At 47.5% G+C, this 25155-nt stretch carries 24 protein-coding genes; 20 read left to right on the top strand and 4 right to left on the bottom strand.

Annotated elements, in window-relative coordinates:
- The first annotated feature begins 23 nt into the window (after window positions 1-23).
- Entirely contained in the window at window positions 24-1169 is a 1146-nt protein-coding gene (locus MKX76_RS07365) for a VanZ family protein (protein ID WP_341033330.1), read from the top strand.
- Between the two features lie 264 nt (window positions 1170-1433).
- On the opposite strand, the gene MKX76_RS07370 is transcribed toward MKX76_RS07365, so the two are convergent.
- The gene (locus tag MKX76_RS07370) at window positions 1434-2807 is read right to left on the bottom strand and encodes a right-handed parallel beta-helix repeat-containing protein (RefSeq protein WP_341033331.1); all 1374 of its coding nucleotides are present in this window, start codon (window positions 2805-2807) and stop codon (window positions 1434-1436) included.
- A gap of 249 nt (window positions 2808-3056) precedes the next feature.
- Here MKX76_RS07370 and MKX76_RS07375 point away from each other — a divergent pair, with 249 nt between their 5' ends.
- The 7 genes from MKX76_RS07375 to MKX76_RS07405 all read left to right on the top strand — a co-directional run bounded on the left by MKX76_RS07375 (window position 3057) and on the right by MKX76_RS07405 (window position 11701).
- Window positions 3057-3881, top strand: a complete 825-nt coding sequence (locus MKX76_RS07375; RefSeq protein WP_341033332.1) for a metal-binding protein ZinT — start codon at window positions 3057-3059, stop codon at window positions 3879-3881.
- 227 nt (window positions 3882-4108) lie between these two features.
- Complete coding sequence (locus MKX76_RS07380; RefSeq protein WP_341033333.1) at window positions 4109-4876, top strand: ABC transporter ATP-binding protein; 768 nt, start codon at window positions 4109-4111, stop codon at window positions 4874-4876.
- Entirely contained in the window at window positions 4863-6794 is a 1932-nt protein-coding gene (locus MKX76_RS07385) for an ABC transporter permease (RefSeq protein ID WP_341033334.1), read from the top strand. The genes MKX76_RS07380 and MKX76_RS07385 overlap by 14 nt, the downstream gene beginning before the upstream one ends.
- A gap of 12 nt (window positions 6795-6806) precedes the next feature.
- Window positions 6807-7175, top strand: coding sequence for a YxeA family protein (locus MKX76_RS07390; RefSeq protein WP_341033335.1), 369 nt, complete (start codon window positions 6807-6809; stop codon window positions 7173-7175).
- 60 nt (window positions 7176-7235) lie between these two features.
- Window positions 7236-9434, top strand: coding sequence for a M1 family metallopeptidase (locus MKX76_RS07395; RefSeq protein ID WP_007128086.1), 2199 nt, complete (start codon window positions 7236-7238; stop codon window positions 9432-9434).
- A 138-nt stretch (window positions 9435-9572) separates the two neighbouring features.
- Window positions 9573-10286, top strand: coding sequence for a response regulator transcription factor (locus tag MKX76_RS07400; protein ID WP_007128085.1), 714 nt, complete (start codon window positions 9573-9575; stop codon window positions 10284-10286).
- A complete protein-coding gene (locus MKX76_RS07405) occupies window positions 10283-11701 on the top strand; it encodes a sensor histidine kinase (RefSeq protein WP_007128084.1) in 1419 nt (472 codons plus the stop codon). The genes MKX76_RS07400 and MKX76_RS07405 overlap by 4 nt, the downstream gene beginning before the upstream one ends.
- 244 nt (window positions 11702-11945) lie before the next feature.
- Here MKX76_RS07405 and MKX76_RS07410 read toward each other — a convergent pair whose 3' ends face one another.
- Window positions 11946-12701, bottom strand: a complete 756-nt coding sequence (locus MKX76_RS07410; protein ID WP_244152642.1) for a MerR family transcriptional regulator — start codon at window positions 12699-12701, stop codon at window positions 11946-11948.
- A 124-nt stretch (window positions 12702-12825) separates the two neighbouring features.
- Here MKX76_RS07410 and MKX76_RS07415 point away from each other — a divergent pair, with 124 nt between their 5' ends.
- The 6 genes from MKX76_RS07415 to MKX76_RS07440 all read left to right on the top strand — a co-directional run bounded on the left by MKX76_RS07415 (window position 12826) and on the right by MKX76_RS07440 (window position 18523).
- On the top strand, window positions 12826-13314 hold the full coding sequence (locus MKX76_RS07415; RefSeq protein WP_007128082.1) for a DUF6022 family protein: 489 nt from the start codon (window positions 12826-12828) through the stop codon (window positions 13312-13314).
- Between the two features lie 40 nt (window positions 13315-13354).
- Entirely contained in the window at window positions 13355-14236 is an 882-nt protein-coding gene (locus MKX76_RS07420; protein WP_208604284.1) for a Vgb family protein, read from the top strand.
- A gap of 356 nt (window positions 14237-14592) precedes the next feature.
- Window positions 14593-15321 (top strand): VOC family protein, encoded by a 729-nt coding sequence (locus tag MKX76_RS07425; RefSeq protein ID WP_007128080.1) that lies wholly within the window; start codon window positions 14593-14595, stop codon window positions 15319-15321.
- A 289-nt stretch (window positions 15322-15610) separates the two neighbouring features.
- On the top strand, window positions 15611-16840 hold the full coding sequence (locus MKX76_RS07430) for a copper amine oxidase N-terminal domain-containing protein (protein ID WP_341033336.1): 1230 nt from the start codon (window positions 15611-15613) through the stop codon (window positions 16838-16840).
- A 353-nt stretch (window positions 16841-17193) separates the two neighbouring features.
- Complete coding sequence (locus MKX76_RS07435; protein WP_251534830.1) at window positions 17194-17748, top strand: TetR/AcrR family transcriptional regulator; 555 nt, start codon at window positions 17194-17196, stop codon at window positions 17746-17748.
- 91 nt (window positions 17749-17839) lie between these two features.
- Window positions 17840-18523: a DUF3995 domain-containing protein gene (locus tag MKX76_RS07440; protein ID WP_341033337.1), complete on the top strand. Its 684-nt coding sequence runs from the start codon at window positions 17840-17842 to the stop codon at window positions 18521-18523.
- Window positions 18524-18703: 180 nt separating this feature from the next.
- On the opposite strand, the gene MKX76_RS07445 is transcribed toward MKX76_RS07440, so the two are convergent.
- Window positions 18704-19537 (bottom strand): ABC transporter permease, encoded by an 834-nt coding sequence (locus MKX76_RS07445; RefSeq protein WP_007128076.1) that lies wholly within the window; start codon window positions 19535-19537, stop codon window positions 18704-18706.
- Window positions 19538-19539: 2 nt separating this feature from the next.
- Complete coding sequence (locus MKX76_RS07450; protein WP_445669837.1) at window positions 19540-20493, bottom strand: ABC transporter ATP-binding protein; 954 nt, start codon at window positions 20491-20493, stop codon at window positions 19540-19542.
- Between the two features lie 444 nt (window positions 20494-20937).
- Between MKX76_RS07450 and MKX76_RS07455 the strand changes: the two genes are divergently transcribed.
- The 6 genes from MKX76_RS07455 to MKX76_RS07480 all read left to right on the top strand — a co-directional run bounded on the left by MKX76_RS07455 (window position 20938) and on the right by MKX76_RS07480 (window position 24878).
- Entirely contained in the window at window positions 20938-21153 is a 216-nt protein-coding gene (locus MKX76_RS07455) for a hypothetical protein (RefSeq protein WP_341033339.1), read from the top strand.
- 35 nt (window positions 21154-21188) lie between these two features.
- Entirely contained in the window at window positions 21189-21626 is a 438-nt protein-coding gene (locus MKX76_RS07460; protein WP_007128073.1) for an Rrf2 family transcriptional regulator, read from the top strand.
- A 389-nt stretch (window positions 21627-22015) separates the two neighbouring features.
- Complete coding sequence (locus MKX76_RS07465; RefSeq protein WP_341033340.1) at window positions 22016-23224, top strand: MFS transporter; 1209 nt, start codon at window positions 22016-22018, stop codon at window positions 23222-23224.
- A 223-nt stretch (window positions 23225-23447) separates the two neighbouring features.
- Window positions 23448-23909 carry a MarR family winged helix-turn-helix transcriptional regulator gene (locus MKX76_RS07470; RefSeq protein ID WP_007128071.1) on the top strand — a complete coding sequence of 154 codons (462 nt, stop codon included), beginning with the start codon at window positions 23448-23450 and terminating at the stop codon, window positions 23907-23909.
- Between the two features lie 23 nt (window positions 23910-23932).
- The gene (locus MKX76_RS07475; protein ID WP_251534836.1) at window positions 23933-24571 is read left to right on the top strand and encodes a nitroreductase family protein; all 639 of its coding nucleotides are present in this window, start codon (window positions 23933-23935) and stop codon (window positions 24569-24571) included.
- A gap of 10 nt (window positions 24572-24581) precedes the next feature.
- Window positions 24582-24878: a putative quinol monooxygenase gene (locus MKX76_RS07480; RefSeq protein ID WP_007128069.1), complete on the top strand. Its 297-nt coding sequence runs from the start codon at window positions 24582-24584 to the stop codon at window positions 24876-24878.
- The last annotated feature ends 277 nt before the right edge of the window (window positions 24879-25155 follow it).

Consider the following 25155-nt stretch of genomic DNA (forward strand, 5'->3'; position numbering starts at 1 on the left):
TTTCCAATTCAAGAGGTGCCTGTATGTCTGTGTATTTTATTCCCATAAAAACAGCATTTATTATTTTTTGCATATTGAGTTTTTTCCTTATTGTTCCTTGGATGGTTTATAGTTATAGAAAATATGGACATTTAAGTCTTTGGGCATCCATCGTGGCTTATTCCTTTGTTTTTTATATGTTATCGGCATTATTTTTAGTTCTCCTGCCTCTTCCGGATACTCGAAATACCTGCGCTCTGCAATCACCCGATGCGGTTCATTATTCACTCGTCCCATTTCATTTTATTTGGGAAATAATACATAGTCGTTCAGTCGTATGGTCACAGCCATCGACCTATGCGCGGGTACTTACGGACAGTGTATTTTTGCAGGCGGCATTCAATTTCCTTTTATTATTGCCGCTTGGCGTTTATCTAAGGTATTTTTTTCAGCATAAACGAAATTGGAAGAAAGCGCTTGGTTTGGGGTTCGCGTTATCCCTTTTCTATGAAACAACCCAAATTACAGGGATCTACGGAATCTACAATTGTCCATATCGTATCTTCGATGTCGATGATCTTATACTAAACAGCACGGGTGCTTTGTTTGGATTCATCATTGCTCCTGTCATACTTGCGCTATTTCCGTCTCGAAATAACCTTATAGCGAAGGCAGAAAAAATGCAGGAAAGTCCGCTCGTACCTCCGCTGCCGCAATTACTGGCTGTGCTTGTCGATTATCTGTTGATCAAGATTAGTTGGAGCCTTACCGTTGGTTTCTTTATCACCAGCGAATTTGCAGAATTTCTGTTTACAACGATTTTGTTTATTATTCTTTTCTCTGTAGTTCCTTTTATTTGGAATGGAAAAACTATCGGAACCCATTTACTGCGATTCAAGCTAACTACAGTGGGTGAGGGAACACCTTCATGGCCGTCCTTGTTAAAAAGATCCTTTGCGCTTTACTTGCCTTTAGCGGCAACATGGATTACGCGTCTATTTAATGGCATTAAGTTAGACATGAATTCAATTCTTTATCCTTATCATATTTGGATCAGTGTGGCTGCATTAGCATTTGTGTTTATAATGTGGGTCATATTATCTATCCATGTCACCGTCGTCCTCTTCAAGAAAGGGAAACGAACCTTTTACTTTGACGATGTGGCGAATATAGTACCAAGGAAAAAATAAATCTTAAACGATGTTAAACCGCACCATGGCCATTGCCCGCATTGACTGTTATTCGTCAATCTCAAGATCGGGGCTCCGGCGTGGTGCGGTTTTTCTGGTCGATGACTTCAATGGTATGCTCGAACGTATCGTAAATTGGGGAAGTGAACATCGAGAGAGATGAGTCAGGGGGGATTTAATATGTAACCACCCCTGGTCGAAACCAGGGTACTATACACTAAGATTGTACAGTAGGGACATTGCTATTTTGGCTGGGTCTTCTTATCAAGGTGATAGCCTTTGAAGTACGAATTCTTCTGATGCAACAAGATGCTGACCGGTGATTTGTACCTTCATTGCATCAAGATTCCACACGGATATGGCTACTTGATTTGTGCCAGTAACATTGAAAACTATTTCGTATACATACGTGAAACCGACTGGAACTTCAAGATACCTTACATTTTGCGGGGGCACCGTGAGGTTGAATACGTTAAAAGGTGCTTTTACCCCCGTTGAAAGATCAAAAGCCGTAACGGTAACCTGCGCGTTAATTAGGGGATCATCATTTAAGATTAGTGCAGCCGCAGTCCGAATCGGTGAACTTGCTACCATAATAGGTCCCGTTGTAAGCACGGATTGGGGGATAACTTGCGAATTTGGAGGTGCTGTTAAGAAAGGCGTGATGACGGCGAAACCGCTTGGGTCGATTACAGCATCACCTGTTCCGATCGGTGAAGGACCCGAGGGGCTCCCCCACCAGTTATTGGTGGCATCTAAAGGAAGATTTGCTCCTCCCACAGCATACGCACCCGCAGGTAAATTTAATCCTGACACGCTATTGCCCGAAATCGTGTTGTTTTTCATGCGGATGTTCGTGTTAGGCGCAGCAACAAATGCAGTCGTTACATTGACCCCATTTGATATACCATTTTGAATCACATTTCCTTCGATATCCGTATACGCCGTATTCCCGCCGAAGAAAATAGCACTGCCTTGGGTATTTGTCAAAATGTTATCAGCAATTTTTACGTTAGTCGTGTTGGTTAAGGCAATTGAATTATCTGTAACCATCCTGTTGTTTGATACGATAGCACTAACTCCCGTAAGGAGGGTTGGTGATAAATTGACAGAAGCAGTAAGGTGCCCAGAGAACAGGTTGTTATCAATCCAAAAGTTTGAACCTGATTCGGAGAGCAATCCATTACCATTAGCAGCACCAGTCTGGTTATTGGAAAAGAAGAAATTATACCGCACCTGAGTTTCTAATGCACCGTTTGATAAGAGATAGATTCCGAATACATTATTTCGAATAATATTATTAAATATCCAATAACCAGAGCCCGTCCCAACTGATGAAATGCCGGGACCTGCGGTATTGTTCTGAATGATGAAGCCATCAACCACGACGCGTTCGTTTGTTATTTGAACAATACCACTTGCACTTGTTCCGGTAATGATCGATTCTGCAGCAGCTGTTCCCGGCCTATTACGTGCATCAATGCCGGCCTGGGCGCCAAGGAGTTGAACAGGCTTATTTACGATCACAATTTCATTATAGATACCAGGTGCGACCCGTATCGTGTCAAAAGGTGAAGCGGCGGCAATGGCTGCAGTAATCGTTGGCTGATCGGCAGGAACATTAATGACGGTAGCCAATATTATCACCTCGTTTAATTTAGTAGTAGTTATAATATGTGGATTACATCGAATCTTCTTATGCTATTATCCTCTAATCGATCTATTTAGAGAAAAGAGAGGAATTGGCTGCACTTTTAGTCATGTGCAAGGAGTTAATGATAATATTCTTTAAAATGTAATTGAAAAACATTACGATTTTCATTGACAAAGAAATCCAGCCTCCGTATAATCTTTAATCGTAAACATTACAATTAAATGGAGGAGAATATGAAACTAAAACTTGGGATTGGAGTCATTTTAGCAGTATTGGGGTTGTGGCTTACCGGGTGTCAAAGCGCTGGCTCTAACGACAGTGGCGCTTTGAATCAAACCGAGGCAGTCAGCGGTACGAATGGAAGCAGTAGCACTCAGGAGAGCAGCGGTACTCAAGAAAGCAGCAGTACTAATGAAAGCAACACGAATCATGTTCATGACGAGGAGGACGACCATAACCATGACCATGAACATCACCATGACCACAACCACGGACATAATCATGATCATGATGAGGAAGCTGAGGCGATCTACAAGGGATTCTTTGAGGATAGCCAAGTACAGAACCGTACGCTGTCAGATTGGGAAGGAGACTGGCAATCGGTTTATCCATATTTGCTGGATGGTACATTGGATGAGGTATTTGCGCATAAAGCGGAGGATTCCGGGAAAATGACGGCGGAGGAGTATAAGGAATATTATGATGTCGGCTACAAGACCGATACGAAACGCATTGTGATTGAAGGAGACACTGTCACGTTCTTCACGAAGGGCCAGCAACGTTCAGGGAAGTACCAATCCGATGGATACGAAATACTGACCTACGAGGCCGGTAACCGCGGGGTTCGTTACATATTTAAGTCGGTGGAAGAAGTCGAGGGACTGCCTCGTTACATTCAGTTTAGCGACCACCGGATCAACCCCAGCAAGTCGGATCATTTCCATTTATATTGGGGAGACGATCGCAAGGCTTTACTTGAAGAAGTTACGAATTGGCCTACTTATTACCCGTCCGACATGGACGGACACAGCATAGCCCATGAAATGATGGCACATTAACGCCAACTCTGCTTTGAAACGGCATTGAGAGTTAAAATTAGCTTTCAACACATTAGGCTTCATTATATTTAAATAGTTTCGGATTCAAAACCCCCAGGCGCGCTTACAAGCGTATCCTGGGGGTTTTAGCTTATTTTTAAGGTTGCTGTAAGGTTGGGATTAACACGGTGTAAGATACGAGCTTTAAGATTGGATATACATTCACGAAACACCTAAGGAGAGATCCCATGAAAACTATACTGCAAGCAAACAACGTAAACAAAACCTTCGGCACGAAAGGAAACCTATATACGGCGCTGAAAAATATCAACCTGAGCATTAGTGAAGGAGAATATGTCGGCATCATGGGCCCATCGGGAGCGGGAAAGTCGACCCTCCTGAATATCTTCTCGACCATCGATACGCCGAGTTCCGGCGAAATCACGATCGACGGGCAAAACATCGTTTCCATGAACGAGGAAAAGCTGTCCGATTTCCGCCGTCATAAACTCGGCTTTATTTTTCAGGACTATAATTTGCTCGATACGCTGACGGTCAAGGAGAATATCCTGCTGCCACTGGCTCTTTCCAAAGTCCCGGCAGCCGAGATCGAAAAGCGAGTGGAAGAAATCGCCGATATGTTCAGCATTCGCGAGATTCTCAATAAATATCCGTACCACATTTCAGGAGGACAAAAGCAGCGTGCGGCCGCATCGAGGGCAATCGTCACGAATCCGAGCCTGATCTTGGCGGACGAGCCTACCGGCGCGCTGGATTCGAAATCGGCAACCGGCTTGCTGGAAAGCTTGAGCAGGCTGAACCAGCACAACCAAGCGACCATCCTGATGGTGACGCACGACGCTTATGCGGCGAGCTTCTGCAACCGAGTGATTTTCATTAACGACGGCCAGCTGTTCAAAGAGCTTCATAAAGATGGCATGACCAGAAAAGCATTTTTCGGGCAGATTCTTGAAGTGTTGGCGATGCTCGGAGGTGGACATCATGACGCTGTTTAAGATTGCCGGGAAAAACATCCGTAAAAACTTCGCGAATTACTTTCTTTACTTCGCATCGATGATTTTCAGTATCGTCATTTATTTTACATTCGTATCCTTGAAATACGACAGCACCATTCAAACGGCATCTGACGGATCGCAGAAGATCAGCTCGGCTTTCAGCGGAGCGGCGGTCGTGCTGATCGTATTCGTGGCGATCTTCATCTGGTATTCCAACTCGTTTTTCACGCGCAAGCGCAAAAAAGAGGTCGGATTGTACTCGCTGCTGGGCGTCCGTAAAAAACAGATCGGACGGATGCTGTTTTATGAAAACTTCCTGATGGGCATTCTGGCCCTGATTGTCGGAATCGCGCTTGGAGCGGTGCTTAGCCGGTTTTTTGTGATGATTCTGATGAAGGTGATGGGTTACGCCGCCGTGGCGGATTTCTCCATTTCTTCGGCTGCAATCTTGAATACTTTCGTGGTGTTCATGATTATCTCGCTGATCACATCGGTCCAAGGCTATCGCTTAATTTATCGATTTAAGCTGATCGAGCTGTTCCGGGCGGATCAGGAGGGTGAGAAGGAGCCGAAGTCATCCGCGGTCATTGCGTTACTATCCGTAGCGCTCATCGGGTTCGGCTACTGGCTTGCGCTGCAAAATTTGCTTACGTCCAAGGCATGGGCGGCGATGGGCTTCATGCTCACTCCGCTCGTTATTTTGATATCCGTCATCCTGGGCACATACCTGCTGTTTAACACGTTGACGGTTACGCTGCTGAAGCTGGCCCGCAAACATAAAACAAGCTACTGGCGTGGACTGAACCTGATCGGGACTTCCCAGCTGCTGTACCGGATGAAGGGCAACGCGCGGACGCTCACGATCATTGCCGTGCTAAGCGCAACGACGCTGACGGCGGTCGGAACGGCGTACAGCACGTATTACAACACCCGGACGAACGCCGAGCTTGCGAATCCAAACAGCTATATGTTTATCGGGGTTGACAGTGCGGCCGCAGCAAAAGCCGATAAGGCGATCAAGCAGGCTGCGGGGCATAAAGTGCTTTACCATGAGTCCATTCCTCTCCTCGAGGTGGATGCCGACACCTCCAGCCTGAATAACGCTTTAGGGGAGGAGGATCAGTCGTTTACGGTCATATCAAGCCGAGATTTTAACCGGCTGGCCAAGCTCCAGGGGCGGGACGATGCCATAAGCCTTACAGGCAGCGAAGCCGCAGCGCTTGAACCAGTCTATTTGGAAGGCATTTCGCCGGAGTATGTCGGTTCGTCGATCAAGCTGAAGGGAGAAGGATTCCATAAAACCATCCAATTCAAAACATTAAAAAAATACAGCGTGTTAAATCTTGGAACGGTCTACTCCACCATTGTCGTCAGCGATGACATGTTTGCGGAGCTTAAGCCGAATGCCAAGGCCATGGCTGTCGAAGCCTATAGCATCACGCATCAGGACAAGGCGAAAGAACTGACCGAGCTGTTGGATGGGATTTTACCGGAGAAAGCGGAGCTTTCAAGCTTTTACGGAGATTACTCGCGGGGAATGGAATCCTCCGGCCTCTTAATGTTTATGGGCGGATTCCTCGGACTCGTGTTCCTGGCAGCGACGGGCAGCATCATTTACTTCAAGCAGCTGACGGAAGCCGGAAGCGACAAAGCCCGTTATATGATTTTGCATAAAATCGGCGTCAAGAAACGGGAAATCCGCAAATCCGTCGCCAAGCAAGTGATGTTCATATTTGCTCTGCCGCTCGCTTTCGGAATTGCCCACTGCGCCGTCGCCCTATCGGCCTTATCGAAAATGATGATGACCAATCTGGTCGTTCCGGTCGTGACCTGCATGGGTGTCTACGTCGGCATCTACTTGATCTATTATTTCTTGACTGTGCATGCGTACTGCAAAATCGTTACCAATACAAAATAGGAGTGAACAGGAATGAAAAAGGGGTTTATCGCTACAGCTGTCGTATTGATCGTACTGGTCGGATTCGTCGTATTCATCCAAAACGTGAATTTGAACCGCATCGGCGCGCAGCAATATTACGTGCAGATTACTCAAGACGGAAAGGAAATGGAAGATAAGTCTGACAGTGGACAGAAGTATGTATCGTACGAATACACACTGCAAGGCTTTGATTCTAAAGGAAAGGAAAAAAGCCTCACCTTTACGGCAGGCAAGGAGCTGCGCAAGGACGCATATTTGCGGATTTATGTGAAGGGGGATGGAGTCAGTTCCTACCAGGAAGTAAAGGCCAGTGAACTGCCTGAACTAGCGAAGCAAAAGCTGGCCAATGCCGGGCAATAGATTCTTCATCCGGGGAACTCGAATGATGTTTACTAAACATACCTATGAGGAGAGAAACTTATGATTCAAACAAACTTCAAATCTGTATCTCAAAAAGCGCTGACTGGCTCGTTGATTGTCGCGCTTGCAGTTAGTCCCTTGATTCAAGTATCCCAAGCCTGGGCCGCGCCGGCTGTTTCATCCGCCCGGTCCGTTCTGGCAGATCAGGCACAGCATGCTCAGGTCCAATACAGGATCGACGCCCGGCTTGACGAGAAAAACATGCGCATCAAAGGGAGCGAAACCGTTACCTACCGGAACATGTCCAAAGATACGCTATCGGAAATCGTCTTCCACACGTTTGCCGACGCCAACCGATCCAAGGCGACCCAAACCTCGATGTTTGAGCAAAACAACGAGGAGATCCGGAAGGAAAATCCGCAGAAGAAGCCGGAAGATTTTCTTGGCGGCATCGATATCCGAAGCGTGGCAGCTGAAGGAAAACCCGTGCCCTTTTCGAACAGCAATCAGGCCTTGTCCGTTAAACTACAGCAGGAGCTAAAGCCGGGGGAAGCGGTGACGGTTGAAATCGGTTTTGAGGTGAAAATTCCGTTCGGCATGCAGCGCCTGTCCTACTACAAAGACATCATCAACGGCGCACATTGGTTCCCGGTCATGTCGGTCTATAACGAGAACCAGCATGCATGGGACAAAAAGCCGTACAGCAAAACCTTCGAAACCGATTATTACGATTCATCTGATTTCGAAGTTCATATTAACGTGCCGGAAGCCTATCAAGTGCTGATGCCGGGGACGATCACCACTCAGGCGGACCCGAAAGAGCCCGGCCGGAAAGTCGTTACCGCCGTTGCCGATAACACCCGGGAGCATGTCTTTTTTGCCAGTCCGAATTATAAGGTTGAGCGCGTAACGCGTGACGGCCTGACCATTGAATATTATTACTTCGACAATATGCCGGACAAGAAAAAACTCGTCGATGAATACATCGACACCGCTTTTAAAGCAATTCAATTTTTTAGTGAAAAATACGGGGAATATCCTTACCCTGAATTCCGGATCGCGGAGTCGTACGTTGAAGGTGTGGCGGTGGAGTTTGCCCGGGTCATCCAAATGGGGCAAATCCGGCCGAATAGCGATCCGGCGCAAGATACCACATTTGTGCACGAGATTGCCCATCAATGGTTCCATGCTTTAATCGGCAACGATTCGGAAAGTGAGTCGTTTCTGGACGAAGGGTTTGCCGATTTTTCGATGGTATATTTTGCAGAAAAACAAGGCGATAAGCTGAACGGGTTCCAATCGATCCAAATCGATGATGTGTCTTTTATAGACAAGCCAATCGCCTCAAATAATACCGAAGCGGAGGGCGAGGCCAACCCGGTCTTTTATAAAAAAGGACGCCAGGCCATCTACCAGCTGTACCGCATGGTGGGCGAGGACAAATTCGATGCGTTCATGCAGGAATATTTCAAGCGGTATCATTACAAAAACGCGACGATCAAAGGGCTTTTGCAGACGATTCAGGATACGCTAGGAGAGGAAGCGCGAAAGGAAATGGACAAAGCGCTGCATGATCCGCAGTTTGCTCTAAAGCCCGAATACCGATTGTCTGAGGCGGAAGAAGCTTCGTATTGGCGTGAGCAGTTTAAAACGTCGTACCGTTCTTCCCTGTCCCAAATTTCGAATCTTCCGGCGGAAACAATGAGCCGCATCGTGGATAAGGCGCTGCAAGGCGAACCGTTAACGATCGTGGTGAGTGATCAGGCTGGCAGCAAAGCGAAAAAGCAGCAGCAGACGATCTTGGCACAGCTTGAACGGACGCTTGGGATCATGGGAATTCCTTACGAGGTCGTTTCCGACCGACAAACACTCAAGAAAAAGCTGAAAAAGGAGCTCGGAACCAGCAACATCATTGCCATCGGCAGCGCGAAAACGAACGGACTCATCCAGGCGCTTAAGCCCGGAATCATCCAGAAATCGAAGGCCATCGGCTTCGACTGGAAAAGCAGGATGAACCAAAAAGCAGCTTCTGGCGCATACGTCATTAAGCATCCATACAATCAAAACCGCTTGCTGCTGCATTTTTTCTGGAACGGTGACGCTTTGAGCGATAACGCGGTCGAGCCGTTTGCGGAGCAGATGCTGCAATCGCTCGGTTTCAGCGGCAACTTTTACCAGTATTACGTTTTGAACAAGACAGGGCAAGTCGCAACAGATAAAAAGATCGCCAACCCGATAGCGAAATTTTTCGGCGAATAATAATAGAGTCTCTGGCCAATATTGCCCATTTCAATATATGGTTATAGTATTGGAAGAGCGGGGAAGATGATTGATGAAGACTTGGCAGCTTTTAGCTGCCGGTCTTTTTCCTTGCTTACAGAAAGGAGATTGAACCGATTGCCGCAAAATCAAAAAATACTTATCGTCGATGATGAGGAGGATATCGTCAAGCTTCTGCAAACCGTGCTTAAAAAGGAAGGCTTCGAGCATGTGTCTGCCGCCTCTTCCGCCGAAGAAGGCTGGATTCGGTTTCAAGACAAGCAGCCCGACCTCGTCATATTAGATATCATGCTCCCCGATGGCGAAGGGTATGATGTATGCAAAAAAATCCGCAGCGTTTCGAACGTGCCGATATTCTTCTTGTCAGCCAAGAACGAGGAAATCGATAAAATACTTGGATTTGCCATCGGCGGCGACGATTACATCACCAAACCGTTCAGTCCGAAGGAAGTGGCTTACCGGATAAAAGCCCGATTCAGAAGAACGGAATCTGCGCGGGATGAGGAAACGAAAGAACACACGCTGAAGGCCGGCCCGTTCGAGCTTGACGAACATACATTGGAACTGAAGAAAAACGGCGAAATTATTGAACTCAAACCGAAGGAGCTTGGTCTGATTAGCTATTTGCTGAAGCACCCGAACCGGATTATAAGCAAGGAAAGCCTGTACGATCAGGTGTGGGGGGAGGATTCCTTCGGTTATGACAACACGGTCATGGTCCATATTCGGCGGCTGAGGGAGAAGATCGAGGACGATCCCTCAAGCCCGCAATTTTTGGTGACCGTAAAGGGCCTCGGATATAAGCTGGCCGTGGAGGAACCGGTGCGATGAAATGGCGGCTGACGGGGAGATATTTGGCATCCTCCGTATTGATTGTCGTCATCGTCCTTTTCATAAACCTTTTGGTGATCGTCGGCCTTTTTATATATCAGAATGAATCACCAAAGGATCCGCTTCGCCAGGGAGACCATTCAGCCGAGGCCATCACCCGCTCCTTCGGACAAGAGATTGTTCTTTCCGAATCGGGGATGAGCATAACCGCGCAGGGGAAGGAGACGCTTGAGCGCAATCAGGCATGGATTCAAGTCCTGGACGAAAACGGTAATCAGGTCTATGGCTTTCGTGTGCCGCGGGAGGCCAAAACCAAATATACGCCGATGGATATCGTTCAGACTTACAAATACATGGAAAAAGAACTGATGTCGACCGTATTTATCGGGGAGAAGCAGGGGAACGGGGAGCGCTTCAGCTATTTGATCGGCTTTCAGGATCCTTATCTGGAGCGGAATATCTTCACCTATGATATTCGGCAGGTCGGACGTTTTCTTCAAATCGGAATCGTGACCGTGATTTGCGTCGACGGTTTCATTGCACTCTGCATCGCTTATCTGTTCAGCAAGAGGTTAACCCGGCCGCTTTCCGCGCTCATCGACGGGATTAAGCAGTTGGCCCATAAAAACTACCAGTTACAACACGAAACGAAGGGCATCTATAAGGATGTGTTTTACAACGTCAACATGCTGACCGAGGAGCTGCGGGCAAGCGAGTTGGAACGGAAAAGGCTGGACCGGATGAAAGAGGAATGGATCGCGAACATTTCGCATGATATCAAAACGCCCCTTGCTTCGATTCAGGGATATGCCGAAATGATGCGGGACATGGATTATGATTTTACAATCGAGGAAATGCGGGATTACGCGGAAATCATTGAACAGAAGTCGCATTATTTGAAAGACGTGATCGAGGACCTTAACCTTTCCACCCGTCTGAGAAACAAGGGGCTGAAGCTGAATCTGAAAAAAGTAAACATCGTCAGCCTCGTCCGAAGCGCTGTCATCGATACGTTGAACGATGCCCGTTACGGTAACCGGAATATCGATTTCCAGTACAGCGAGGAAGTCATCCTCTTGGAGGCTGATGACATTCTCATACGCCGTGCGGTCACCAATTTGATCTACAACGCGGTGGTTCATAACGATGAGGATGTTTCCATACTTGTCAGCGTCGAAAAGAAAGGCGATAGAGCTCGAATCGTTGTCGAGGATCAAGGCAAAGGGATCCCGAAAGAGGAGCTGGAACGGATATTTGAGAGGTATTACCGCGGAACCCATACAGGAGAGCTGCATAAGGGATCCGGTCTCGGGATGGCCATCGCAAACGATATCGTGAAGGCTCATGGTGGCGAAATCCATGTGGACAGCGAGCTACTTCGCGGAACGCGAATCGAGATCTTGCTTCAAGCTTAAGAAGCGAAAATCCTTTGGCGTAGAGAAATACCTGTTAGACGATGGGGCAATAGAAAAAAACAAGCCCAGATCAAACCCAAGTTAAGCAAATCGATGGTCGTCAAAGATCGTTGATTAACCAGGAAGCCGCAGTTATCAGAAATGATAGCTGCGGCTTCTATACTATTTACGGTATTGGTACAAGTGTAGAAATTTAATGATGTTAATTCATAAAATCATAAAGACGGCAGTACTGGAGAACCGATTAATGATCAGCCGCGGTTGTTTCCGAGTTGTCTATTGTTTCAATCAAGCGATATAGAAAATAGAGAGCGCGCATCTGAAGTTTGATCGTTTTGTTCAAGTGAACTTGGATACGATCAGAAACCTTCATCGAATCCTCGATGTTCTCTAGATCTAAACGTGCAACGGATTGCTTCAAGTTCACGGTTTCCTCGGAATAAACAGCGCTCTGCAGCACCTGAATCAATCGAATTTTAAAGAGATGCGCTTCGTGATAAAACCGGTAATCGTTATCAGGGTCTCGCTCCGTAGTGAACAGGCCGCATTGCTCCCAGTAACGGATTGCCGATTTCGAAGCCCCCGTCCGTCTGGAAACCTCGTGGATGCTGAAATGATGATTAATGTCGTGAGCTCGACTACCTTCAGAATACGATTTCAGCTCCCTTATTAGTTGATCTAAATTTGCTTTTTCCCGATGAAGCATGACCTCTCGATCCCTGACGATCCACAACGCGTCATCCAGCTCATTTCGCCTAAGACAATGCATGACCTGGCTGGTTACTTCCATCCCAAATGCGGCTGTCATGGCTTGAATACATGCCAGAAAAGCTTCATGCCGTTCTGTATACATACGATATCCGTTGGAAGATCGATCTGCAGGAGGCATCAGCCCCTTTGCTTCATAGTTTCGCAGCGTGTTGCTGCTTAGCCCGTATTTTTCTGCAAGCTTTTTGGGGCGAAAGCCCATGTGATCCCCACCTTTGGCAAAAATGCGCAAACATTAAAACCTTTGCAATGTTATTCTGGATATTTTGTTCATTTCCTTCATGTAATTTCCTTGAACCTTCCAGTTGGCTTACATGTTGTATGATGAAGTTAATTCAATTCAAGGAGGAGTTTATATGACCGTAAAACCAGTACTGCGTTCTGATATGACCATTGAGGAAATTTGCGTGGCAGGTAATCAGTACATCGAATCCGAATGGAAAACATTATACGATGCGATGTTGGATGAGTTAACGACCGCTTTTCGCGAAATCGAGGATGCTGCCTATGGACGGTATTTGGACCAGCTGATGCCCGCACTATTTGACAGCCTTGAAGACGCGGGGTTCATTGCAGCGGAGCCCCTCAAGGAACATGATTTCGTAATCGGGAAATGTCTGATATTTCGTAATTCGCTTGAAAAATGGGGGACCGAAGATAAACGATCTAGAATATTCTGGAACGTTATACGCCGTAAGGATGGTCAACAGCCCATTGGAACTCTGTTAACCGAAATCCCTCATTCTCATCTGAAGTTCGATATTCCAAGGGCACCTGTGCTCTATTCGCTGCGCGAACATGAGAGAGAACAAATCGCAAAAGGGATTCGACGGATTATGGAATAAGAATAAATCGCTTTTTGGGGAGGTAATTTGTGTGAAGGTCATGATACATGAATATATAGTCAAAACGCAGGATTCCGGGCCATACGGAATAACGAGGGGAAAAGATGGAGCCATGTGGTTTACGGAACAACGGGGCAATCGGATTGGACGAATTAATGACGCAGGCGAGATCACTTCGTTCCCCCTGCCGACAGAGAGTGCCGGAGTGATGTCGATTATATCGGATCGGACCGGGGACTTGTGGTTTACCGAGTATCAAGCCAATAAGATTGGTAGAATGTCGCTCGATGGCTATTTTACAGAATATGAACTTCCTGTCGTGAATTCAGCCCCTTTCGGCATAACCGAAGATCGTGAGGGTGCCATCTGGTTTACAGAAATGAATAGCGGCAGAATCGGAAGGTTAACTGCGTCGGGGGAGATGACCGAGTTTGAGTTGCCTAACTCAGACACATTCCCTTCATTTATTGTTCCCGGCTCAGACGGGGCATTATGGTTTACGCAGAATCAAGGGAATTCAATCGGTAGAATAACTACTGAAGGTGATGTAACCGAATTTCCGATTCCAACACCAAATTCCGGACCTGTAGGCATTACGAGCGGTCCTGACGGGGCATTATGGTTTGTGCAAATCATGAGCAATAAAATCGGAAGAATGACAACATCTGGCGAGGTTACGGAATATATGATTCCGACATCGAATGCCAAGCCCCATGCTATCATATCCGGGGAAAATGGGGATCTTTGGTTCACGGAATGGGGTGGAAACCAAATCGGTCGAATTACGGTTCAAGGAAAGATTACAGAGTATCCAATCCCGACTAATCACGCCGAGCCCCACGGTATAGCGATTGGCACAAAGGGTGACATTTGGTTCGCTGAAGAGTGCAACCAGATTGGACGTCTCATCATCTCTCCTTAACAGCATGAGACGATCATCTCATGCTGCCCCTCGCGGGCGGCCAGCAGAGAAGCTGACAGAGCCTCGAGAGATGCTGTCACCTGAATCCCAAACCCAATTTGGGCAACAAATCGCAAAACGTTCGTAGGAAACCACGATGGGGAAATTTTTAATCGAGATGTAATCGCTTCGCAGGTCGCATAATATGCGGCTTTTTTCTTTGGAGTAAAAGACTTTCTTGTCCTAGCTCAATGTGGGTCTCTTTTACTTAATTGCATTTTTACTTTGTCACATTTTCCGCCTCCTTCCAGTCTTGTTTAATGACAGCGTGTGGCTGCAAATCCTGTCTAACTCAATTATCTAGAGGAGGTAGTAAGATGAAAATCATCGAATTGGAACTGAGAACCGCCCGGTTAGCCGAAATGAAGGAATTCTACACAGAAAGACTTGGATTCGCTTTAGCAGATATAACGAAGCATTCAATCACGATCGTTGTCGGGGAAACGCGGTTGACTTTCATTCAAGAGGAGGAGGAAGGGGTGCTGCCGTCCTACCATCTGGCAATGAATATCCCCGAGAACCAAATCCGCGAAGCGAAAAGCTGGCTTCAAGCCAAAGGTTGTGAGGTGCTTTCCGCTGCGCCCCTTCCGTTCGCAGGAATCCAGGCAAACGAAGACATTGCATATTTTGAAGGAACGGATGCACATGCCTTCTATTTCGAGGATCCTTCGGGGAATCTGGTGGAGTTCATCGCTCGGCATCGGATGGACAATGCCTCGACTGAACCGTTCGGTCACGAATCCATTCTGAATGTCAGCGAGATCGGATTTCCCCTTCACGGCAGCATATCGGATGCCATCCAGCGCCTTGATTCTCGGTTCGACGTCACGCGTTATATCGGGGACGGAAAGATGTTTCAAATGCTCGGTGACGAGCATGGTATGTTCATCTTGGGGGATTTGGCCATCGGGTGGTATCCTTCGATGAAGATTCCGGAGGTTCACCCAATTCGAATGACGATTCTCGATCCTAACGAAGGGGAGTTTCAATTGGAGCCGTATCCCTACTTCATTCGTGTTGTAAACAATACATTGTGGCCATCCTGAGCGGGATGGCCTATACCTATAAGTAGTTTCTGTCACGACTGATAACTGCCATTGCCGAGTATTTAAACTCGTAAGTCCGCCTATGAAGCTAAGGCTGCTCTTCGCTGCAGGGCAAACCTTGCCTGAGAGGCCTCAAACGACTCAAGAGTTGGGAGCAGCGACCTATGGGATCATCGCCTTTGGTTCGGTAAAATACATAAGAAGTGCCAATTATTACATACCTTATCATTTCGTTATGGACCTTGCGTTTGTAGTAAGAACAAAATTTAAATAGATGAGGAAGTCACCCATGAGAAAATTGCTTGTGTGCACTGTAGCGATCATGCTAAGTTTAGCTGCGTTTCACACCGTTATCTACGCATCTGAAGTCCGAGTATCCGTGGATGGCCGTGAAGCACAATTCCCAGATGAGCACCCATACGTCGATCCAAAAACGAACCTTACGATGGTTCCCCTTGCTTTTGTCTCCGACAAGCTCGGAGCTACTGCGAAATGGAACGGAAAATTAAAACAAATCACGATCTCACTTAAACGTGACAACATAATTTTGGTGATTGGCGGCGATCATCATGCACAGGTGAATGGAAAAAGAGTGGATTTTAAAGGGGCTGCGGTCCTTAAAAACGGTCGCACGATGGTCCCGCTTCGCTTCATTAGCGAGGCCTTGCATGCAATTGTGGATTGGCAGCCCTCAAGCAATCGGGTAAGCATCATGACTTCAGTGGCCCGAGTTCCGAAAGGCACGTGGATATGGGACAGTTCCATCCTGAAACAGGATCAAGACAAAATTATTATCTTCGCAAGAACAAAAGGGTTAACGTCTATTTATCTTCAGATCGACAGAGATATTGATCCGGCAGTATATGAGAGCTTTATTCGAAAAGCGAAGAGCGAAGGAATTCAAGTGGAGGCACTTGAGGGTCGTCCCGAATGGGCCTATACATCTAAGCAGGAGGATATTCAAAAATTTATAACGTGGGTGAAAGCCTATAACTCCTCGGTTGGCCCGGAAGCAAGGTTTTCGGGATTGCATCTTGATATTGAACCGTATGCGCTAAGTGAATGGTCAAAGGACAATAAGATCATCCTTGAAAGCTGGATGGACAATATGAGACTGATCGAGAAAGAAACCAAAGGGAGCGGCTTGAACATCGCAGTCGACGTTCCGTTTTGGCTGAATACGATAAATGTACCGGGGACGGATTACAGTATGAGCGCATGGTTGCTGGAGAAGTTCGATTCCCTGGTCATCATGAATTATCGAAATCATGCGTTAGGCAGCAATGGAATTGTGGACAATGCGCAGGCCATACTGAGAGAAGCCTCAACGCTAAAGAAGAAGGTTGTGGTAGCTGTAGAGACGCTCGAAAGCACAGAGGGGCCGCGGGTTTCATTCCATTCTATGAGCAGTGAAGTGATGGAAAGAGAGTTACAGTCCGCCCATAATCAATTGGCGCACTATGCAAGCTATGCAGGCTTCGCCATTCACGATTTCAAAAGCTGGAAGGACATGAACTAAGCGGCTATTTATGAAATGATAAACACCTCTTGCCTGACTCCGGGCTTTGAAGACAACAAGCAGACGAGATTTAGTCCCATTGAAAGTCGCTGATTTAGCGACTTTTTTTGCTTTTAGGGGTTCGCCAGCAATTTAACGAAATATACCCTAAGCCTTGAAATCATGTCAGATTTTAAAAAATCCTATCCTGCTCAAGCCGATGCCACGGTAAAACTCAAGAACTAGCCTCCTTTGTAGCTTTTACAGCGCTTTGCTGTTTGCAGCACCAATCATGCTGGAACAAAACATTGAAACATACCATACCGTATGGTATGGTTTTGTTGAGGGAATTTTTGGATGGAGGGTAATTTTGAATGGTCACAGAAAAAAAACGACAGTGGTTAGAGGAAGGATTTCTGATTTTATCCGAAGAAGGGGCTGCCTCCCTGACCATTGAAACGCTCATAGGACGTTTAAAGGTAACAAAGGGGGCATTCTACCATCATTTCAAGAGTTGGCAGGACTATAAAGAAAGTCTGCTTTCTCTATATGAAACAGAACGAACACTGAATACCATTGAGTTCGCGGAACAACAACTTTCACCCCTTGATAAGTTCGAATATGTCATGGAGAAATCGATACGCCGAAATCAAAACCTGGAGGTGGCTGTGCGTGCTTGGGCGTTAATGGAACCCTTTGTGCATTCTTACCAGCAACGAATTGATCAAAGGCGAATCGATTACCTTGAGGAGATGATGTTCCTTCTCTACAGAGATCGTGAACGTGCTCGTACTATGGCGCTAATATTTTACAGTCTCCATGTAGGAAGTCAACAGCTCCTGCCCCCTGTTAAGGAGCAAGATCTAGTGAAACTTTACAGGGAAGTACAGAAAGCTTTCAATATTCAGGTATCTATAAAAGATGTGTAGGTACTACGAGGTGTAGTAGGAATTATCAATGACGGGCTTTTCGCTTACGCGAATCGACTTTCAATTGTTACCAATGAGGGGGTGCTGAGTAATGGAACGTAATGTTGATTCATCTTTCGCTATTGGTTGGAAAAAGTATGCACGCTTTACAAAAACGTCAGAATGGGCGGCTTATGTTGGCTGCTTCTGGGCTCTCCTGTATGCGGTTTTCGTCCGATTCTATCAGGCCGCAGGAGGAACCATTGGCCTTTCAGCTCCAATTATTGATCCCACTGGAGGCATTTATAAAGCAAGTTACGTAGTTGGTGTAATTATTATGCTGTGCGGGTTTATTCTGTTGGGACTCGTAAAACCATGGGGGAGGGTTGTCCCTTCATGGATTCCATGGATCGGTGGAGTGAGTGTTTACCGAGGATTATTGTTATTCCCAACGCTGATTTGCTCTGTCTTTTTAATCGCCCATGGAGCTGCAGGAATCATTACAAGAGTCCTCTTTTTGACAGGCCTCATAAGTTTGAAAATGCCGCCGGCATTTAGCGGAGACGTGGATATGCGTGTCGATGCGCTGTGGGATCTGTTTGTATACCAACCATGGTTTTTCATCATGGGGATATTGTCAAGCTTATCAGCAGCCTATTATGTGCAAACAAGAGGCGTTTCACTCTCTGCTTTGCGACGGGGCACACTGATTTTCTCGTGGATCACCATTATCGTTTCTGCGATTTTTGTTGCGGCCATCGTTTTTGACTTTGTTGATAAACTAAGCTTTTTTTAAGAAGAGTCATGAGGGAGTTCAGATGCAATGATAAACCATGTATAGAGGCAGCTGATCAAACGATCAGCTGCCTCTTGCAGCGTCTTAGCTGCTTGTAAATGCTTTCGGAAGTATGAAACGATGCCTTAAGCAGAAAGGGCGATTTCGTTGACATATCATAGCAATGGGCATTACCTCTTCCTACTTCTCAACACGCCAATCTACCTTTTTCAAGATCAATGCGATGGAAATCAGCGAGAACAGCAAGAGTACAAGCGTATTCCAGGCGACAGACCCGGACCAGCCCGAAATCAGCACCTCCCGCATAGCCTCAGCGGCGTAAGTGGTTGGGAAGATATAAGAGAGCCACTGCAGGATCGAAGGCAATTGATCCATATCCACCATGACTGGCGTCAGAAATGAAATGAACATCATCAACGCCTGAACCAGCATATTCGTCAATTGATGGCTAGGCGACCAGAAGCCGATCAGAACACCGGCGCCAACCACGCTAAAGACAGTGAGCAGCAAAACAGGGAGTAGTCCCCAGCTGTAGTGGAATTGTATGCCGTAAGCAAGTTGGCCAATCATCGCCAGGATGATAAAAGACGGTACGCTCATGATCAAGCCGCGCAGCAGATTGGCGAAGATGAAGTTTACCTTGGCAATCGGCAGTGACGAATAATACGTGAAGTGGCCTTGATGCTTCTGCCAAGATATCTCCTGAGCCATGGAATTGAGTCCCATGACGATTAAGCCGAATAGCATATTCCCCGTAATGATGCGGGTCATGACAGCCGGGGTTGGGTCGAGCGTAAAGAATTTGAGAAACAGCAGCGTCGTTAATGGAAACATGCATGCCATAATGAAGATCCAAACCCACGCCTCGCGGATGATCGTGAACTGAATGCGTGCCAGGATCAGCCATTCCATGATGCGGCGGCGAACGGAGCCCTGATGCTCTTGCCCTTGGAGAAAGACCGCTTCTTGCAGTTGAAAGTCTCGGCTTTGCATGGATGGTTGAATTTTTTCCATGTTTAGACCACCTCCGCTTCGGCAGGCTTATCCTGTTCGTCATCGATATGAAAATAGACGTCTTCAAGATTCGGCGGAACCAACGAGTATTCTTCAATCGGTAATTGCTTCTCAGTCAGGGCGTCAATCGCGCGGCTGGCGTCTTGCTTCTCAATCAGTGTCCGGATTCGGTTTTCTCCCATTTTGGTCCAGTGACCCAGTGCACTTAAGCTTTGGCAAACATAATCGCTTTCGCCTAAGGAGGTCGTGATTTCCAGCTTCATCCGCTGATCGACCCTTTGTTTCAACACACTGACATGATCGATGGCGAGCAGCTTGCCATGATTTACAACAGCTACTCTGTCCACGACCTGCTCGGCCTCGAGCACGTTGTGTGTTACCAAGATGACGGTGACACCTTGGCAATTACGTTCTTGTATCAGATCCCATACGAGCCTTCTCTTTTTCGGGTCCAGTTCATTGGTCGGCTCATCCAGAATCATGACGGGGGAAAACCCGATCAAGCAAGTTCCAATCCCGATTAACCGCTTCTGTCCGCCGGAAACGTTTTTCAGCAGCTTATGTCGGAGATCCTGCATACCAAAGCGTTCCAACAATTCCTCTGTTTGCTCTACGGCGGACTCCTTCGTCAGCCCCCGCAATCTTCCCGTAAAATACAAAGCTTCCCAGGTTTTTAAACTGGTCAGGGCGTGAGGCTCTTGCGAATAGTATGCCACCTCCTGGGCAACTCGTTTGGTTTGGGTCTGTACGCTGGTTCCTTTGTAACGAACCGTACCTGAGGTGGGAGCCAGGTGACCTACCATCTGCTTGATTAGCGTGGATTTGCCTGCGCCATTCGGACCGAGCAAGCCGAGAATCTCTCCTTGTTGAACGTCGAAGCTTATGTCTTGATTGGCGACAACCTTTCCTTTTTTGTACGTTTTATTCACATGCTCCAATTGATAAATCAGCTTCAAGATTCTTGCCCCTTTCTGTTCGTATGGTTTTGCTGCTGCGTGTCTGAACCTCATGAGAGTTTGAATTCGTTGGTTGCTTAATCGTTTGATGAGATGATTCTAATAGCGTGCTTAACGGTAAATCAGCAGACGTTACTCTAAAGATATCGTAATGTGTTTCCATGGAGTGACGGGCGGTAGAATGGTTTTCGTCTCCGTCGGAGGACGGAGAAAGCTGCTATGCTCCTTAGTCCAATGCTTTGATTGGCAGGAAATTTATAGCTGTTAGAGAGACATCATCTTCTTCCGTGTAACCCCCAATAACTTCTTGCGCGAAATTACGGTAATATCCAACACAATTTCACCCCACACTTCAAATGAATTTTTATTTTAGAAATTTTGCGTCCATTTGCTATTTCCGCCGTCTTCCTACCGTAGTACAACATTATGGAGGAGTTGGTTGAAATGGATAAAAAGAACATTTTGCGGATTGGCGATGATAATGCAGGTGCCTGGCATCCGCTTGGGCCTGTAGCCAAAGAACTTGAAAAGATACTGGATGGAGAATCTCGGCTAATCGTAACTAATGATTATGAAAATTTATCGATACTCGATACTCATCAATATGACGCGTGCATTTCCTATGCGGATAGGAAATCGTTGACTGGTGGGATTCAATGAAACTATAATGGTTTTATTGAAAGGGGATGCCGAACATGGCCATCGTTAGCCGTTATACAATTGCGCTTCATATTTTGACTTGGCTGGCCTACTGGGCGGAGAAGGACGAATTTTTCCCTTCCGACCGGATCGCGAACAGCGTGGGAACGAGCCCGGTTTTTCTGAGGCGGATTCTCGGACAGCTCGCGAAGGCGGGCCTGGTACTCGTGCAGCATGGCGGGACAGGGGCAGGCTGGAAGCTAGCTCGCCGTCCGGAAGATATCAGCCTGCTGGACGTGTATGAGGCTGTTGTGCAGACACCTCTGTTCGAGATGCACCACAGCCAGCCGAACCCCAGCTGTATTATCGGCCACGGCATTCAGCCTGCCCTGCAGCGGGTTTATGAGGACAGTGAGGAAGCGTTGAAGCTCCGGCTGGCACAGGAGTCAATCGGCGATCTGGTCGCTTCAGCGCTTGAGCACGGGAAACTGTGATGCCGCTACAACGGCAAACATCTGAGAAGAGTCGCTCGCTGGTGGGCTGTCAGAAATGATGGACCGATCAGACACAACTGCTGGCTTGGATTCCGGCCGGTCCGAGAACCCCGGCAAGGAATCCGGCTTGCCGTTTGATTAAGACCGATCCGCGTCTTTTTCTACGCTAATCAATGTAACTATTTCAGTTGCAATGAGAAGGAGGAGGAAGATTTCAAGTTCAGTTTAGAACGGAAGCGGCGCATCTAGGCATTCAATGTAACTGGTTCAGTTGTGTTGATGGCATGAATGGTTCAGGCTGTCGCCGCAAACCAAGCGTGTTTATATTGCACATTGTAACTTATTCAGTTCCATTGAAGAGTCGATTTTAGATTAAGGAGAAGGATTTCATGGACAAACGAATTTTTTGGTTAGCGCTCGGATCCTTCGCGATCGGCACGGAAGGGTTCATGATCGGCGGTCTGCTGCCGACACTGGCGGCGGCGCTGCACGTGTCGACGGCGCTTGCCGGACAGCTGGTGACGGCGTTCTCGCTCGTTTATGCCGTGTCGTCGCCGCTGCTGACGACACTAACAGGGAGGATGGAGCGCCGGACACTGTTGTTCGGCTCGCTGCTGCTGCTCGCTGTCGGAAACGTGGTGTGCGGGTTCGCTTCCTCGTACGGCTGGATGCTAACAGGTCGGATCGTCGCTGCGCTGGGAGCGGGCCTTTTCTCGCCGGGTGCAGTCGCCGCCGCCTCTACGCTGGCCGCTCCTGAAAAGCGAGGGCGTGCGGTGTCGATCGTCGTAGCTGGGCAGACCGTCTCCCTGATCCTGGGCGTCCCATTCGGGACGTGGGTCGCCCTGACGTTCGACTGGCGCATGACGTTCTGGATCGTCGGCGGGGTAACGCTGCTCGCTGCACTAGCTATCCAGCTGCAGTTCCCTCGGGTGGCACCGGCTGGGGCGGTCGGCATGTGTGAGAGACTGTCGTATTTGAAGCAGCCGGAGCTGCTATCCGCCTTGCTGACAACGCTCGCTTGGGCTACCGGAATTTTTTCGCTCTTTACGTACGTTTCCGAACTTTTCGCCGGCTACGGTGCTGGTGGCCGGATGATCAGCGTCGTGCTGTGCCTGACCGGTATCGCCAGCTTCATCGGGGTGCGGACGGGGGGCATCGCCGCGGACCGGATCGGCCCGAATCGGACGGTCCCGCTGGCGCTGATCATGCTCACGGCCTCGCTATTCCTTCTGTCTGCGTTGAACGGCTTTGCCGGCCGTCCCGGCATTCTCGTACTGGCGGTGAGTGCAATGGCACTGTACGGGTTCAGCGGCTACATGTTCAATCCTGCGCAGCAGCATCGGCTGATCGGGCTGTCAGGACCTTCGTCAGGCATCGTCCTGTCACTGCAGTCTTCCGTCCTTTACGTGGGAAGCGCTTTGGGTGCGTCGGCTGGTGGAGCCGTCGTGCGTTTCGCCACCGCCGGGGAAATCGGCTATTTCGCTGGCGCTATGACGGCGATGTCACTCGTCTTGTTCGCAGTGAGCCTGCGCCTGGAGCGGCGTGAGGCACATTCAGGTCACTCGCCCGCCGCAGACGATTCGGGCGCTTCTGGATAAGCTACGCAACAAACATGATGAACAAATCTTACGGCGGGCGCAAACTTATAAAACTGTAGTCGCTGGTTTGCTTTGGAACGTAATTTGATACGATCAGGAGCAGAATAGTTCCGTAAGCTGGCCCCTGAATAGAACCGTTGTCGATATTTTTTTCTCCCAAGGACTTGATTTTTTATAAATAAAGATTTATGATTGACCCATCAATCATTGAGGAGTCAATGAATTGAAGGAGGTATTTATCATCTCTACATGTCATACAGAGGACCTGCTGTACTTGTTAATGCATTTAAACAAGCATATTGCAACCCGGTTTGAACGATGTGCAGGAGTAAGTCCCAATCGGCTCGAACTCCTGTGCAAACTGACGGGCGGCCAGATTAGCCAATCGGATCTGCAGAAGGCAGTGTCTATTGATCCGGCTGCGGTGACCCGTCATGTTCAGCAGCTGGAAGCGGAAGGAATACTTCTGCGAACAAGATGTGAGAGCGATAATCGGATTACGCTGGTTCAGCTAACCGAAGAAGGTAAGAGAAAGGTAGCGATGTTTAAAGCGGAGAAAGACCGATTTATGGAGGAGCTGCAGGCAGATCTTACGGAATCGGAACGACTTGGCATGATTCAAGCTCTACAGAAGCTGAACTGCAAGATTCAACAAATGAAAGAAATAAGCAAGACTAACTCATAATAGAGATAAAAGGAGAGAATATCATGACTGTAACTACCCTAAACAATGATTATAAAGAAATTATTACTTCCCGTCGCTCCGTGCGTGTGTACGATCCAGCGGTCAAAATCAGCCGCGAGGAAATGACTGAAATTTTGGAAGAAGCGACTTTGGCGCCGTCATCCGTCAATCTTCAGCCTTGGAGATTTCTGGTTGTCGATAGCCCGGAAGGTAAAGCTACGCTTGAAGAGCTTGCGCCAGGCAACAAAACGCAAGTTACAACTTCCTCTGCCGTCATTGCCGTTTTCGGGGATATGAACGCATTTGACAATGCCGACGAAATTATGGGGACCGCTGTGGAAAAAGGGTATATGCCGCAAGAGATCAAAGATCAAATGATGGCAAACTATACGGATCTTTTTGCACGTATACCAGCACAAGCTTTCCGCGAAATGATTCTTATTGATTGCGGCTTGGTATCCATGCAGCTGATGCTTTCTGCTCGTGCCCATGGATATGATACAAACCCGATTGGCGGCTATGACAAATCCAGAATTGCGGAAGCATTTGGTATGGAGAAGGAACGTTATGTACCGGTTATGCTGATTTCTGTAGGTAAAGCCGCTAAAGAGGCACGTCGAACAACTCGTCTTCCAATTGACCGCGTTGCGGAGTGGAAGTAAGGTTATGGACATGATTATTATTCATGCAAAAATGAAAGTAAACCGTGAACTGGAAGCAGAATTTCTGGAGTCCGTACAAGATCTTATAAAGTCATCCCGCGCGGAAGCAGGGAATGTGTCCTATAAGCTCTTGAAGGATACAGAAGAGGATGACACCTACGTGATGGTTGAACAGTGGAAAGATCAAGAAGCAGTGGGGGCTCACAATGCAAGCAGCCACTTTCAGGCGTTCGTTGCCCAAGCACCGAAATATCTGGCAGCTCCGTTAGATGTTCAAGCTTTTTCTGGTCAGCCTATCCGTAAATAAATTCAAGATCAAAAGTCAAAAAAAAAGGTCAGCCCTTGAGGGTTGACCTTTTTTTGCATCCCGTTATGCGCGAAAGAATCAGCTCGATATTATGCGTATCAAAATCTTGGATTGCAATTCGAAAAGGATCCAGGATTATTCGCAATCGACTCTAATTACGAATAGTTGATGTTAACGTAATGCATAGAACATTTGAAACACTGACATTATGCTGTCAATGTTTCAAGCCTATAGTTGAAGTAAGTTTCCTAAAGCGTGGATGCATCTAAGCAAGTCT

Origin of the sequence: Paenibacillus sp. FSL R5-0810 (assembly GCF_038002285.1) — a bacterium.
GTDB lineage: Bacteria > Bacillota > Bacilli > Paenibacillales > Paenibacillaceae > Paenibacillus_AQ > Paenibacillus_AQ lactis.